The following is a 14,181-nucleotide window of genomic DNA, read 5'->3' on the forward strand; positions in this document are numbered from 1 at the left end:
AATTGGGGTGCAGTTCAAAACTCGCTCTTTTTTTGTTATGTACGATAATTTATTACTATTCTAATTCAATGGAAACATTTTTTTGTGGTACAAATGTAGAAATTGCATGTTTATAAATAAGCTGTTGCTTACCTTCTGTTTCCAGCAGGACTGTAAAATTATCAAATCCTTTAATTAGTCCACGAAGCTGGAAACCATTTAATAAGTACAGCGTAACAAACGTATTTTCTTTACGGAGTTGATTTAAAAACTGATCTTGAATATTGATTGATTGCTTCATGTCGAATCCTCCTCTTTTTCTCTACTTACTATTATTCGACTTTACTTGTAACTTTCCTTCTATGTATCGTAAAATTTCTGACGTTTTTTCACCGTCTGTAACATCAAACCACGTGACATCCATTTTATTACGGAACCACGTTAATTGACGCTTTGCATAACGACGCGAATTCGTCTTTAATTGTGATACCGCATCTTCTAAAGGGGCTCGATTCTCAAAATAATCATAGATTTCTTTATATCCAATCGCTTGAATAGATTGACAATCTCGTATCCCTCTATTATACAGACCTTCTACTTCCTCTAATAGGCCTTGTTCCATCATCAAATCCACTCGTAAGTTAATGCGATCGTATAGCATTTCTCGATCCATTGTCAAGCCAATTAATGAAACATCATAGAGTAACTCTTTTTCTTGTTTCTCAATTTGGTCACTCATTTTTTCACCCGTCGTGTGGAAAATTTCTAACGCCCGAATGACACGTCGTACATTATTTGCATGAATACGCTCCGCACTTTCCGGATCTACTTCTTGCAATTTTTTATGTACATATTCCACACCGCGTTCTAAAGCTAACTTTTCCATTTGCTCTCGGTATATCACATCACCAGCATCATTTGTAAACTGATAATCGAATAAAACAGATTGTATATAAAGACCGGTCCCACCAACTATAATTGGTAATTTACCACGTTCTGTAATTTCTCGAATATGTTTGCGAACACGTTCTTGAAATTCCGCGACAGAAAATGAATCTTCCGGATTTTTTATATCGACCATATAATGTGGAATTCCGTCCATCTCTGCTTGTGTTACCTTTGCAGTTCCAATATCCATCGTTCGATAGATTTGCATGGAATCACCACTAATAATTTCACCGTTCAACGCTTTGGCAAGATCGATACTTAACTTCGTCTTTCCAACAGCTGTTGGTCCAATGATGACAGCAACTTTTTCACGTTGCACTTCTCCCATAGCATTCAACTCTCTTTATGTAATATACTCCATCTATTGATTATACCCAATCTTACCAATTTTAACGGCATGATTGCAAGTTCTTTCATTTCGGTACATGAAATTACATATAAAAAAGAACATAGTTTGTCCAATTCTGCATATACATGATAAAAATAGTTTCGAGAGGATGAGTTAACTATGAAACAATCCACCATCAATTTTTCATCTTTGACAAAAGACCTCATTTTAGCTACTTCTACAAAAGAACAAAATTGTTCACAAGAGGAATTATACTTCGCCCTAAATTGTTTACTACGGGCTTTTCATTCTACTCTCCATGAAACAACATCACATCCAGAAAATAAAAATACAGAATATATACAAACACAATTTTGCAGTGCATATAAAATTATTACAGGTAAAACTATTTATCCCTTTCAATAATCCATAAAAAGCGGCTGCTTACATAATTTCAAGCAACCGCTTTTTATATTAATATCGATAACCTATTGTATAACTTTCACTTTTACAGATTTGCGCCCCCAGCTATTAGCACTACCATCTGAACCGACTAATACATCAATACGATTTCCTTTAATCGCACCACCAGTGTCTCCAGCAATCGCTTCTCCATATCCTTCTACCCATACTTTTGATCCAAGCGGAATTACTTTCGGATCAACAGCAATTACTTTCATATTTGGATTTGCTGTTAAATCATGCCCCATTGCAGTTAATACACGACCACCATACGAACCATTCTCACTCGGATCTGCTGTATATGCCGTCGCTTCTACTGTAATTTCACGACCACCAGTAGGCGCACTTGTTTCAGTAGATTTCGCAACTGGTTTTGCAGCCGGCTTTTCTTTTACCACAGGTTTACTTGATTCTACATTCTTAATAGAATCGTTACTCTTAACATACTCTTTATTCTTAACTGCTGTATTATTTTTAACCGGCGCTTCTTCTTGAACTACAACCTCTTTCTTTTCAATTACAGGTGCCGTTCCTGTTAAAAATGGCACGTGAACATATCCGACTTTTCCATTGTAGTCGAATTGTAACCATTCATTTTGAACTTGATTCGTCGTTTCAATCACATCATTTTTATTAAGTTTACCTAAAATTTCAGAATCAGTATTCGCTCCAGCACGAACATTTAATACGCCCGCCGTTACATAATATGTGCTCTTTGTAAAATCAGCACTTACAAACGCTTCCTTACCGTTTAACTTAATTTTTGTCCATCCATTCTCTGTATTTATAACATCTAGTGTATTCCCACTTAACACTTTACCTACAAGCTTTGACTCTACATTTGGGTTTTCTCTAACATTTAATACGTCTGTTGTTACAATTGTTTCCGCTTTAGCAGAACCCGCAAAAATCCCAAGACCAAAAACTGCTGCTGTTGCTATACTTAATAATTTTTTCATGAATAGCCTCCATTTGCTTTGTTTTCGTATTTTCATTATAGCAACAGATTTTTAGAATTTTTAGAAATCACACAATTACAAAGCATTCGTAATATACAATTAACGAGTTGTAACATAAATTTCCATATTAATAAAATGTATTTCTCATACAATCTCCAGTGGTTTTCATATATTTTTCATATACGAGCACAAGAACTTTTTTCCAGAAAAAATTACAGTGTTACTTTTTTGTTACAAAAAATTCACAATTCGTTACATCTTTTACCAAAAAACATCAATATTCCATTGTTAACTTATTTTTTTGTAATAAAAAGAGAGCAGCTACTAAAAGCTACTCTCTTTTTATTTGTTATTGAACTTTCTTTTTCCAAACACCTAGCATAATAGCCGAGACAATCGTTCCAATTAATATAGAGAAAATATATAGTAACGGTTTATTTACTAACGCTATTACAAATAATCCACCATGCGGTGCCGGTAATGTAATTTGGAATAACATAGATAACGCACCTGCAATACTTGAACCAACAACACAACTTACGATTACTCGAACCGGATCTGCAGCTGCAAACGGAATCGCACCTTCTGTAATGAACGATGCTCCCATAATATAATTTGTTAAACCAGATTTACGTTCCGCTTCTGTAAACTTTGATTTAAAGAATGTAGTTGCGAATGCAATCGCAAGTGGCGGTACCATACCACCAGCCATAACTGCTGAGTGCACTCCAAAATTTTGTGCTTCTATTGCAGCAATACCAAACGTAAATGCCGCTTTATTAATTGGACCACCCATATCAATCGCCATCATACCACCTAAAATAAGACCTAGTAATATAGCATTCGTACCATTTAAACCATTTAACCACCCTGTCAACATTTCATTTAATGCTACTACAGGCGGAATTACTACTTTTTGCATTACAACTCCTGTAATCAATAATCCAAAGACTGGATATAACAATACAGGTTTAATTCCTTCTAATTGTACTGGTAGTCCTGAAAATAATCTTTTCAACCCTAAAACAACATATCCAGCTAAGAAACCAGCAATTAATCCACCTAAAAATCCAGCATTCGCATTCGCCGCTAAAAACCCACCTACAACACCAGGCATAAAACCAGGACGATCAGCAATAGAGCTTGCAATAAATCCAGCTAAAATTGGTACAAGGAATAAAAACGCACCTGTTTTTCCTCCACCAATTGACATGAACAATTCAGCTAAAGGACCTTCCGCCTTTATACCACCAAACGAAAATGCTAGCGCTATTAAAATCCCGCCACCAACAACGAATGGAAGCATATTACTTACACCGCTCATTAAATGCTTATAAATTCCTAATCCTTTTTCTCTCTCAATACTTTCTGATTTCCCGTCCTCTTTTACACCTTTAAAGATTGGTGCATCTTGTTTGACAGCTCGATTTAGCAATTTTTCCGTTTTTCGAATCCCATCAGCAACTGGCACTTGAATGACATGTTTACCAGCAAAACGATTCATTTCTACTTGTTTATCTGCCGCAACAATAATAGCTGTTGCACGTTCAATATCCTCTTTCGTTAAACCGTTTTTAATACCTGTTGATCCGTTTGTTTCAACTTTAATCGCTATCCCTAACTCTGCCGCTTTTGCTTTTAAGCTATCCGCCGCCATATATGTGTGAGCGATTCCAGTTGGGCAAGCTGTAACAGCAAGTACGTACGGTTCATTTCCTTCTGGTTGTGCAACTTCAATCTCTTCTTCTTTTTCATTCTCTTTTTCATCAAATAGTTGAAGAAGCTCACTTTCATCCTTCGCTTCTAATAGTTGCTTGCGAAATCCTTCATCCATTAATAATGTCGATAAACGAGACAACGTTTCTAAATGAGTATTATTCGCTCCTTCACTTGCAGCAATCATAAAGAATAAGTATGCCGGTTGTCCATCAAGCGACTCATAATTGATACCGCTTACACTTCTACCAAAACAAATCGATGGTTGTTTAACAGCCTTTGTCTTCGCATGAGGTATTGCAATACCTTCCCCTATTCCAGTCGTACTTTGGGACTCCCGCTTTAAAATAGCTTCTTTAAATTCCGTTTTACTATTTAAACGATTTGCCCCGTTTAATTTCTCAACTAATTCATCTATGACAGCTTCTTTATTTGAAGCTGTCAAATCCATAATGACTGTATCCCTTTTTAATAGTTCTGTAATTTTCATATGTTGCTTCCCCCTATCGCTTAGCTACAATTACTTGCGACAATAATTCTTCTACTTTTTCCTTCTTACATAAATCAGCTGAAAATGCTGTTGCACTCCCTGTTGCAACGCCGTATTGAAATGCCTTTTCAATAACTTTTGTCTGTTCATATTTGCCTACAAACCCTGCAACAAGAGAATCTCCGGCCCCAACTGAATTAATTACAACACCTTTTGGAACAGTCGCTTCATATATACCTTCTGCCGTAAATAATAAAGCTCCCTCTCCAGCCATTGATACGATAACGTGTTTTACACCTTGTTCAATTAATTTTCTTCCATAAGGTAAAATGTCTTCTACTGTTGAAAGCTCCACTCCAAACAACTCACCAAGTTCATGGTGGTTTGGCTTAATTAAAAATGGCTTATTTTTAATTACATGTTGCAGTGCACTTCCACTTGCATCTACTACTACACGAATACCTTTTTCAGCTCCAAACGCAGCGATTGATTCGTAAAAGGTACTTGGAATAGAGACTGGTACACTCCCAGCGAGTACAACACAATCTCCAGGTTGCATACTCTCAATTTTTTTCATTAACTGTTCGAACTGCTCTTTTGTTACAATAGGACCTTGGCCATTTAATTCTGTTTCTTCTTTCCCTTTTATTTTCACATTAATGCGAGTATCTTCATCTACTTGGACGAAGTTTGTTGTTACACCTTCGTCATGTAATACCTCTTTAATAAATTGACCAGTAAATCCACCAGTAAATCCAAGTGCTATATTTTTAACACCTAAACGCTGAAGAACACGAGAAACATTAATTCCTTTTCCTCCAGGAAACTTCATATCTTTCTCCGCTCGATTTATTGTTCCTAAATCAAAAGAAGGAACTTGCACTACATAATCAATAGATGGGTTTAAAGTAACTGTATAGATCATTGTTTATCAGCCTCAATTACATTGGTTTGTTTTTTATATTTTTCTAAATCAATTTCTAAATGGTTTGTAATAATATTTGCATCTTCAACATTTGCAATTTTCGCAAACGCAACTTCTGAAAACTTACTTTCATCAATTAAGAAATATCCTTCGTTTGCTAATGTTAGTGCCATTTGTTTTAGGAGCGCTTCTTCTGGATCTGGCGTTGTAAAGCCAAGCTGTTCATGTACACCATTTGCACCTAAAAAACATTTATCAAAGCGATACTTCTGCATACTTTCCTGTGCCATAGCACCGATTAAAGCTTTCGTCCTACTCTTCATCATTCCGCCTAGTAAATACGCACGAATATTATTTTCAACTAAAGCTTCAATATGCATAAGTCCATTCGTAACGACAGTAACATCTTTATTGATTAAAAATGGAATCATTTCAAATGTTGTACTCCCTGCATCTAAATAAATACAATCACCTTGTTCAACAACGCTAGCCGCATAATTAGCAATTTGTTGTTTTATTTGAATGTTTTTGGATGATTTTTCAACCATCGTTGGTTCTTGCCCTTTTCCTGTTAAAACAGCGGCACCACCATGAACTCTTTTTAATAACCTTTGCTTTTCCAATTGTGCTAAATCACGGCGAATTGTCGACTCAGAGCTTTCTGTTCTTTCAACTAATTGCTGTAATTTTACAACTTTCTGTTCTTTTACAAGTTGCAATATCATTTGATGACGTTCAGGAGTTAACATTTTATTCACCTCTTCTTTGATTACAGTATAATGAAAACGGTCACAAAAATCAACCATAAACAATCAAAAATAATCACAAACATTCATAAACGTTTATAAAAAGCAAAAAAGAAACCTATTCGATCAAACAATCAAATAGGTTTCTTTTCTAAATTCACTTATAAAGAAGCTTTATATATACTTAGAACATCATCTTTATTTAATTTTTTAAAGTTACCAAATTCACCATACGCCATCGCTTTATTAGCCATTATATCAATTTCATTTTCTCCAATACCGTAATCAGCTAATGTTGCTGGCGCTTCAATTGAAGTCCAAAATTGACGCAGTGCCTCAATTCCTTCTAACGCCACTTCTTTATCTGTTTTTCCATCTGTTTCTATTTCAAATACACGAATAGCGAACTGTTTAAAACGACTTACATTTTCATCTACGACATGCTTCATCCAGTTAGGGAATAGAATTGCTAAGCCGCCTCCATGCGGTATATCATGAACAGCAGAAACTGCATGTTCAATATTATGAGTTGCCCAGTCACCTCTTACTCCCATCGCTAAAATACCATTTAACGCCATCGTTCCGCAATATAAAATTGTTTCCCTATGCTCATAATTTTCTAAATCACTTAAAAGCTTGGGAGCTGTCTCAATTACTGTTTTTAAAACAGATTCACAATAACGATCTTGTAGTTCTGTATTCGTTCCATGATGGAAATATTGTTCTAATACATGTGACATAATATCTACCATACCATAAATCGTTTGATCTCTCGGCACAGATGCAGTATGAACTGGATCTAAAATTGAAAACTGCGGGAATGTAACTGGGCTTCCCCATCCATACTTTTCATTCGTTTCCCAATTTGTAATTACCGAGCCTGCATTCATTTCAGAACCTGTCGCAGCAAGAGTAAGTACAGTACCAAATGGTAATGCCTCACTAGCAAATGCTTTTTTCGTTACAATATCCCATACATCTCCATCATATTTACTACCAGCAGCAATCGCTTTCGTACAGTCGATTACACTTCCTCCACCAACTGCTAAAATAAATTCGACTCCATTATCTTTACAAATTTGAATCCCTTTCTTTACAGTTGATACACGAGGATTCGGTTCAACACCCGTCAATTCAAATACTTCTGCATTAATATCCTTTAAAATAGAAATCACATTATCATAAATACCGTTTCTTTTAATACTGCCTCCTCCATATACGAGAAGAACCTTCTTACCAAACTGTGGAATTTCAGTTTTTAACTGTTCTAATTGATCTTTACCGAAAATAAGTTTCGTTGGATTACGAAATACAAAATTTTGCATATTTCTTTACCATCCCTTCTATTTGAAAAGCAACTATACTTTTGTATACCATATTTTTTTCATTTCACAAAAAGATTTGCTTAACAAAAAAGCCCCAGCCTAAAGGCTGAGACTTTTATTGATAATAAGGTGAGATCATTAAGTACACAATAACACCAGATAAACTTACATATAACCAAATTGGCATTGTCCAACGTACAATTTTACGGTGACGTGTTAATTGATTTGTAAAACCAAATACAAGTGCAAACAATGCAAGTGGTACGATAATTGCTGCTAGGATAATATGTGTAATTAAAATGATGAAATACACATATTTAATGAATCCTTCTCCTCCAAAATGTGTTGCCGGTGCTAAGTAATGATACGATAAATACGACACACAAAATAGTAAAGTTGTCGTAAATGCTGCAAGGATGAAACCACGATGCATTTTCACATTCTTTTTAATAATAGAGAATAACGCTGCTAATAAAAATACGAACGTAAAGCTATTAAAAATCGCGTTTAACATTGGTAAAATCGTTACATCAAAATGTACTTCTCCTTCATAGCCAACAGGTCCAAAGAACAAAAATAAAATAATCGCATTTACAATTACAGAAAGCGTTATCACAATAGGAGCATAGCTTTTCTGATTTGTTGATTGATCCACCAAAATGGTCACTCCCTCTTCCTTCAAGTATGTATACGTAACCTCACTATTTTAACATATTATTCACAGTGTAAATGTGACAATAGTTTGACACAGCAAGACAAAACAAAGAAAAAAATCCTTCTTAATAAAACTTCTTAAGAAGGATTTTATCGCTTTATTATTCAAATAGCAACGCGATTAATTTTTGTTAAAAAATGTATCGCTATATGCTTGAAAAATTTCAGACACTTGATATCCCATTAATGAAATTGCTGTTAATGAAAAGAAACCAATCATAAGAAATCGAAACCACATATAAATCTCCTCCTTGTATTTAGCTTAAAAAACGTTAGCTACCTTACAAGTTGCGTGGCACTCTTCATCATCACTTTCCTTCTTCTTTACAATTGCTGTAATAAATCGAATCATAAAGAAAACTACAAAAGGAAATTGTTCGTAATTCACATTGGCATAGTTTAGCAACGGCTCGCGCTGCACATCGAACGGAGATGAGAAGGAATAGAACATACCTTGCTCTTCCATATATACAATTACAATTTTCATGCAAAATACTATTCCTAGAAACGAAACAATATCTTGCCATTCTGTCGTATATAACAGGTTATACAGCTCTAATACGTACTCTTCCATCATCATCCCCCCTTCCTTTTTTACCATTTTGCTCGCCTTCGTATAAAAAGTCAAGAAAAAAGTTTATATCCACTATGACAATAGTAATTACTTGTTTCTATGATTATATATGATTCTTTTATAGCAATGACTGGGTGTAACTCTCTTCGAAAATAAGAAAATTAGAATCGAACAGATTCCTCATTCTTACTTTTAGGATTCAAAACTGTGCTATTTTTATTTCTATTAAAAATAAAATAAGAAAGTATGATAAGAACTGTAACAAACATTGTTAAAAGTGCTTGTGAACGTAAAGTATCAATTGCGAACATCGCAACTAAAACTGCTATAATAGCAGCAATTGTAACATACGTTACATACGGAAAAAGCCACATTTTCACTTTCAAATTTTTTTGTTCTACTTTCCCCATTTTTTTACGCATCTTTAAATGCGAAACTGCAATAACGAGATAAACTAGTAACGCAATCCCGCCAGATGCATTCACTAAAAACAAAAAGACTTTATCTGGAGAAATGTAACTAAAAACAACTCCAATATAAGCGAAGACCGTTCCAAATAAAACCGCTCGAACAGGAACACCACTACTGTTCAATTTTAAAAATGACTTTGGCGCATCTCCTCTTTCTGCCATTGAAAAAAGCATTCTTGAATTTGTATATAAGCCTGAATTTAAGCAAGAAAGTACAGCTGTTAAAACGATAAAATTCATAATTTGTGCTGCCGCTGGTATTCCTATATGTTCAAGTACAGCTACAAATGGACTTTTTAATATGTTAGCTGAATTCCATGGCAGTAGCGTAACAACTACCGCTATAGACCCAATAAAAAATACAAGAATACGCCAAATCACACTGTTTGTTGCTGTTTTTACTGCTTTTACAGGTTCTGCAGATTCACCAGCCGCTACTGCTACAATCTCTGATCCCATAAATGAAAATATAACAACAGTAATTCCAAGCAAGACCGAACTTATACCGTTTGGCATAAACCCACCTTGTCCAATTAAATTCGAAGTGCCGGGTGCTTCTGTTCCTGGAACAAATCCTAAAATAACAGCAAGACCTAGACAAAGGAACAAAACAATACTTATTACTTTAATAAAAGAAAACCAATATTCAAACTCTCCAAATGATTTCACCGAAAAAACGTTCGTCAGCGTTAATAAAATTGTTAATATTAAACTTAATAACCATAGCGGTATTTGTGGAATCCAATATTGGATAATACCAGCACCTGCTGTGGCTTCTATTGCAATAACAATTACCCAGAAAAACCAGTATAACCAGCCTATTGTATAACCCGCCCATGGACCAATTGCTTCTCTTGCATACGTTGCAAATGAACCACTTGTCGGATTTACAGCTGCCATTTCTCCTAGCATTCTCATGACGAAAATGACTAGAAGTCCTGCTAATGTATATGAAACGATAGAACCAGGTCCTGCCGAATGTACAACGGCACCACTTCCAACAAACAAACCAGCCCCTATTACGCCGCCAATTGAGATCATTGTAATGTGGCGTATTTTGAGATCTTTCTTTAGATTTTTATCCAACTCTTGTACATCCCCTTCCAAACTAAATTTTGAAATTTATGTAAGAGTACTGTGCGAAAGATTTTGTTCTATACGTTAAAATATATCAAAATATTCTGAATTTAACAATTGCAATTCAATCTCCTTTAAAAATTATTTCATTAAGTTTAATACTTTCCCACACACAATTGTTGAGAAAATTATAGTCCTCTTACAAAAGAAAGAATTTTCAGATATTATTAAATAAATAAGATTATACATCTAGACAACTTTTTGTATAGGAGTGTTGATATGTTAAACAAGTTCAAATTTTTTTGTTGTATTTTCGTACTGTTCTTACTACTACCGCTATCCCCTTTCCAAACACAAGCAGCAAACAATTTAGGTTCAAAATTACTCGTTGGATACTGGCATAACTTTGATAACGGTACTGGCATTATTAAATTAAAAGACGTTTCACCAAAATGGGATGTAATCAATGTATCTTTTGGTGAAACTGGTGGTGATCGTTCCACTGTTGAATTTTCTCCTGTGTATGGTACAGATGCAGACTTCAAATCAGATATTTCTTATTTAAAAAGTAAAGGAAAGAAAGTAGTTCTTTCAATAGGAGGACAAAATGGAGTCGTTTTACTTCCTGACAATGCCGCTAAGCAACGTTTTATTAATTCCATACAATCTCTAATCGATAAATACGGTTTTGATGGAATAGATATTGACCTTGAATCAGGTATTTACTTAAACGGAAATGACATTAATTTCAAAAATCCAACTACTCCCCAAATCGTAAATCTTATATCAGCTATTCGAACAATCTCAGATCATTATGGTCCAGATTTTCTATTAAGCATGGCTCCTGAAACAGCTTATGTTCAAGGCGGTTATAGCGCATACGGAAGTATCTGGGGTGCATATTTACCAATTATTTACGGAGTGAAAGATAAACTAACATACATTCACGTTCAACACTACAACGCTGGCAGCGGGGTTGGAATGGACGGTAATAACTACAATCAAGGTACTGCAGACTACGAAGTCGCTATGGCAGATATGCTCTTACATGGTTTTCCTGTAGGTGGTAATCCAAATAACATTTTCCCAGCTCTTCGCTCAGATCAAGTTATGATTGGGCTTCCAGCAGCACCAGCGGCAGCTCCAAGTGGTGGATACATTTCGCCAACTGAAATGAAAAAAGCTTTAAATTATATCATTAAAGGAGTTCCGTTCGGAGGAAAGTATAAACTTTCTAACCAGAGTGGCTATCCTGCATTCCGCGGCCTAATGTCTTGGTCTATTAATTGGGATGCAAAAAACAATTTTGAATTCTCTAATAATTATAGAACATATTTTGATACTCTTCCCTTGCAAAAATAATAAAAAACAACAATAGGTCCTATAACCTATTGTTGTTTTTTATTTATGAAAATTACTTTGTCACATCTAAAGTTTTAAGAAACTGTTTTCCATCGACCTACATCGCACGTTCCTTGGAATCATATTGTTAAATATTCTAGTTACTATTTTGCTTCAACACAAAAACTGAAAGTTCAGGTACACTCCAAAATCTAACAGGCATCCTAGTAGTCCCAATGCCACGATTTACATATAAATATAACAGCTTACTCTTCCCCTCTACTTCATACATACCTTCAACATAATTCTCAGCTAGTTTGGTAGTAATTAATGGACCTACAAAAGGAATTTGGACTTGTCCTCCGTGACTATGTCCTGACAGTTGAAGATCCATTGGGTAACGATTTATTTTGGTTACAACATCCGGCTCATGTACTAATAACATGTTGAAATCATTTTGTTTCAAGTTTTTTAAAGTTGAATCTATTTGTGGCTTCCCTAATAGAAAATCATCTAAACCTGATATTGTAATATATTTGCCGTTTTCCACTTTAATTTTCTGCACTTCATTTACTAATACAGAAAAACCAGCTTCCTCCATATATTTTTTGTAAAATAAACTACCGCCCCCGCCCCTATCATGATTCCCAAACACAGCATATTTCCCTAAGGGCGCGTAAATTTTCTGCAAAATAGCCTTTGCTTCTTCTCTTTCCGCACTATAAGACCCAAATTTATCTATTAAATCTCCAGTAAAAACTACGATATCTGGATGTATTTCATTCATCTTCTCCACCAAATGTTCAAGTTGCTTCAATGTAAACTCTGGCCCTAAATGTACATCTGAAAACTGCAATATTTTTTTATTATTAAACTCTTTAGGAATTGTAGAAGCTTCTATTTCATTCCACGTAACTGTTACTAGTTTTCGTTCTATTTCTGTCGCATAATAATACAAACTTACTGGTATCATTAATATACTTATAAAACTAATAATAAATATCTTTATGATTGATTTTTTTCGTTCTTTTTTTACATGATTCGTATTCATGTTTTCACCTCTACAAACACTTTAAATCCTTATTGTTACATTCATGTGACAACATGAACAATGTTATCAATTTTTAATTCCCTCTCTATTCACTTTGACAATTTTATACAGAAGTCATAACATATTTTTATAATACATAGATTTTTGAAATTTTTTCTATTCATTCCATTATTTTATTACGGAGGGATTATTCATGTCTGTATTTACACCAGAAGAAATTACGGAACTTGCTGCGAATTCAGGAAGGAAAAAAGCTCATTTATCATTGCTCCCTATGCTAATTCTTGGTTTTTTTGGTGGTGCTTTTATCGCATTAGGGTATTTACTCGATATTCATGTTATTGGGACAATGCCAAAATATTGGGGATCATTTTCTAGTTTTCTAGGCGCTGCTGTATTCCCTGTTGGTCTTATTCTCGTTATTCTTGCAGGCGGTGAACTAGTAACTGGTAACATGATGACAGTTTCTATGGCCTGGCTCCAAAAGAAAATTACTTTATTTTATTTCATACGAAATTTAGTTATTGTTACATTTAGCAATTTCATAGGAGCTGTATTCGTAGCCTATTTTTTCGGTCATATCGTCGGCTTAACTGAAGGAGCTTTTTTAGCGAAAACTATTTCTATCGCTCAAGCGAAACTACAAGATACACCATTGCAAGCATTTATTTCTGCAATCGGATGTAATTGGCTCGTTTGTTTAGCTGTTTGGCTCAGTATGGGAAGTAAAGAATTTATCGGAAAGATTATCGGTATTTGGTTCCCAGTTATGACTTTTGTTGCAATTGGATTTCAACACGTTGTAGCCAATATGTTTGTCATCCCAGCTGCAATTTTTGCCGGTCATTTAACTTGGATCGAATATTTTCCAAACTTCATTTTTGTTTTCTTCGGAAATTTAGTAGGAGGTATGTTATTTGTAGCACTACCTTACTTCATATCTTATAATAAGAAACTACCTTCTCATCAAGAGAAGACTGAAATGAAGAACAAATCTCTGTCCGCTTAAATGGAATGTCTATAAAATGTCCTAAAAAATATTACAAATTTCATTTTTTTTGCGAATATATGTACGT

General features: G+C 34.7%; 14 protein-coding genes. 3 read left to right on the top strand and 11 right to left on the bottom strand.

Annotation, left to right across the window (positions count from 1 at the left end; translation table 11 throughout):
- Positions 1–55: 55 nt before the first annotated feature.
- Positions 56–280: an RNA chaperone Hfq gene (hfq, locus tag DN400_RS06935; protein ID WP_000813896.1), complete on the bottom strand. Its 225-nt coding sequence runs from the start codon at positions 278–280 to the stop codon at positions 56–58.
- Positions 281–301: 21 nt separating this feature from the next.
- On the bottom strand, positions 302–1,255 hold the full coding sequence (gene miaA / locus DN400_RS06940) for a tRNA (adenosine(37)-N6)-dimethylallyltransferase MiaA (protein WP_065229219.1): 954 nt from the start codon (positions 1,253–1,255) through the stop codon (positions 302–304).
- A 180-nt stretch (positions 1,256–1,435) separates the two neighbouring features.
- Here miaA and DN400_RS06945 point away from each other — a divergent pair, with 180 nt between their 5' ends.
- Entirely contained in the window at positions 1,436–1,681 is a 246-nt protein-coding gene (locus DN400_RS06945; protein WP_000814431.1) for a hypothetical protein, read from the top strand.
- Between the two features lie 62 nt (positions 1,682–1,743).
- On the opposite strand, the gene entD is transcribed toward DN400_RS06945, so the two are convergent.
- The 8 genes from entD to gabP all read right to left on the bottom strand — a co-directional run bounded on the left by entD (position 1,744) and on the right by gabP (position 10,722).
- Entirely contained in the window at positions 1,744–2,676 is a 933-nt protein-coding gene (entD, locus tag DN400_RS06950) for a cell wall-binding protein EntD (RefSeq protein ID WP_016512433.1), read from the bottom strand.
- Between the two features lie 349 nt (positions 2,677–3,025).
- Positions 3,026–4,882 carry a PTS fructose transporter subunit IIABC gene (locus tag DN400_RS06955; RefSeq protein WP_016512432.1) on the bottom strand — a complete coding sequence of 619 codons (1,857 nt, stop codon included), beginning with the start codon at positions 4,880–4,882 and terminating at the stop codon, positions 3,026–3,028.
- A 13-nt stretch (positions 4,883–4,895) separates the two neighbouring features.
- Positions 4,896–5,807 (bottom strand): 1-phosphofructokinase, encoded by a 912-nt coding sequence (gene pfkB / locus DN400_RS06960; RefSeq protein WP_147801592.1) that lies wholly within the window; start codon positions 5,805–5,807, stop codon positions 4,896–4,898.
- Complete coding sequence (locus tag DN400_RS06965) at positions 5,804–6,556, bottom strand: DeoR/GlpR family DNA-binding transcription regulator (RefSeq protein ID WP_000957288.1); 753 nt, start codon at positions 6,554–6,556, stop codon at positions 5,804–5,806. The genes pfkB and DN400_RS06965 overlap by 4 nt, the downstream gene beginning before the upstream one ends.
- A 158-nt stretch (positions 6,557–6,714) precedes the next feature.
- Positions 6,715–7,878 carry an iron-containing alcohol dehydrogenase gene (locus tag DN400_RS06970; RefSeq protein ID WP_001179068.1) on the bottom strand — a complete coding sequence of 388 codons (1,164 nt, stop codon included), beginning with the start codon at positions 7,876–7,878 and terminating at the stop codon, positions 6,715–6,717.
- A gap of 115 nt (positions 7,879–7,993) precedes the next feature.
- Complete coding sequence (locus DN400_RS06975) at positions 7,994–8,536, bottom strand: DUF420 domain-containing protein (protein ID WP_000228315.1); 543 nt, start codon at positions 8,534–8,536, stop codon at positions 7,994–7,996.
- 318 nt (positions 8,537–8,854) lie between these two features.
- Positions 8,855–9,193: a hypothetical protein gene (locus tag DN400_RS06980; protein ID WP_003271231.1), complete on the bottom strand. Its 339-nt coding sequence runs from the start codon at positions 9,191–9,193 to the stop codon at positions 8,855–8,857.
- A 134-nt stretch (positions 9,194–9,327) separates the two neighbouring features.
- The gene (gene gabP / locus DN400_RS06985; protein WP_065229220.1) at positions 9,328–10,722 is read right to left on the bottom strand and encodes a GABA permease; all 1,395 of its coding nucleotides are present in this window, start codon (positions 10,720–10,722) and stop codon (positions 9,328–9,330) included.
- A 270-nt stretch (positions 10,723–10,992) separates the two neighbouring features.
- On the opposite strand from gabP, the gene DN400_RS06995 reads away from it, so the two are divergent.
- A complete protein-coding gene (locus DN400_RS06995) occupies positions 10,993–12,075 on the top strand; it encodes a chitinase (protein ID WP_002094116.1) in 1,083 nt (360 codons plus the stop codon).
- A gap of 136 nt (positions 12,076–12,211) precedes the next feature.
- Here the strand turns inward: DN400_RS06995 and DN400_RS07000 are convergent, their stop codons facing one another.
- Positions 12,212–13,105: a metallophosphoesterase gene (locus DN400_RS07000; RefSeq protein WP_001095330.1), complete on the bottom strand. Its 894-nt coding sequence runs from the start codon at positions 13,103–13,105 to the stop codon at positions 12,212–12,214.
- Between the two features lie 193 nt (positions 13,106–13,298).
- On the opposite strand from DN400_RS07000, the gene DN400_RS07005 reads away from it, so the two are divergent.
- The gene (locus tag DN400_RS07005) at positions 13,299–14,114 is read left to right on the top strand and encodes a formate/nitrite transporter family protein (RefSeq protein ID WP_000110543.1); all 816 of its coding nucleotides are present in this window, start codon (positions 13,299–13,301) and stop codon (positions 14,112–14,114) included.
- The last annotated feature ends 67 nt before the right edge of the window (positions 14,115–14,181 follow it).

Origin of the sequence: Bacillus sp. AR8-1, assembly GCF_008042345.1 — a bacterium.
Lineage (GTDB): Bacteria > Bacillota > Bacilli > Bacillales > Bacillaceae_G > Bacillus_A > Bacillus_A cereus.

Bases quoted from the DNA above. Each gene is read 5' to 3' on its own strand.
- hfq (WP_000813896.1), bottom strand. From the start codon at position 280: ATGAAGCAATCAATCAATATTCAAGATCAGTTTTTAAATCAACTCCGT.
- miaA (WP_065229219.1), bottom strand. From the start codon at position 1,255: ATGGGAGAAGTGCAACGTGAAAAAGTTGCTGTCATCATTGGACCAACA.
- DN400_RS06945 (WP_000814431.1), top strand. From the start codon at position 1,436: ATGAAACAATCCACCATCAATTTTTCATCTTTGACAAAAGACCTCATT.
- entD (WP_016512433.1), bottom strand. From the start codon at position 2,676: ATGAAAAAATTATTAAGTATAGCAACAGCAGCAGTTTTTGGTCTTGGG.
- DN400_RS06955 (WP_016512432.1), bottom strand. From the start codon at position 4,882: ATGAAAATTACAGAACTATTAAAAAGGGATACAGTCATTATGGATTTG.
- pfkB (WP_147801592.1), bottom strand. From the start codon at position 5,807: ATGATCTATACAGTTACTTTAAACCCATCTATTGATTATGTAGTGCAA.
- DN400_RS06965 (WP_000957288.1), bottom strand. From the start codon at position 6,556: ATGTTAACTCCTGAACGTCATCAAATGATATTGCAACTTGTAAAAGAA.
- DN400_RS06970 (WP_001179068.1), bottom strand. From the start codon at position 7,878: ATGCAAAATTTTGTATTTCGTAATCCAACGAAACTTATTTTCGGTAAA.
- DN400_RS06980 (WP_003271231.1), bottom strand. From the start codon at position 9,193: ATGGTAAAAAAGGAAGGGGGGATGATGATGGAAGAGTACGTATTAGAG.
- DN400_RS06995 (WP_002094116.1), top strand. From the start codon at position 10,993: ATGTTAAACAAGTTCAAATTTTTTTGTTGTATTTTCGTACTGTTCTTA.
- DN400_RS07000 (WP_001095330.1), bottom strand. From the start codon at position 13,105: ATGAATACGAATCATGTAAAAAAAGAACGAAAAAAATCAATCATAAAG.
- DN400_RS07005 (WP_000110543.1), top strand. From the start codon at position 13,299: ATGTCTGTATTTACACCAGAAGAAATTACGGAACTTGCTGCGAATTCA.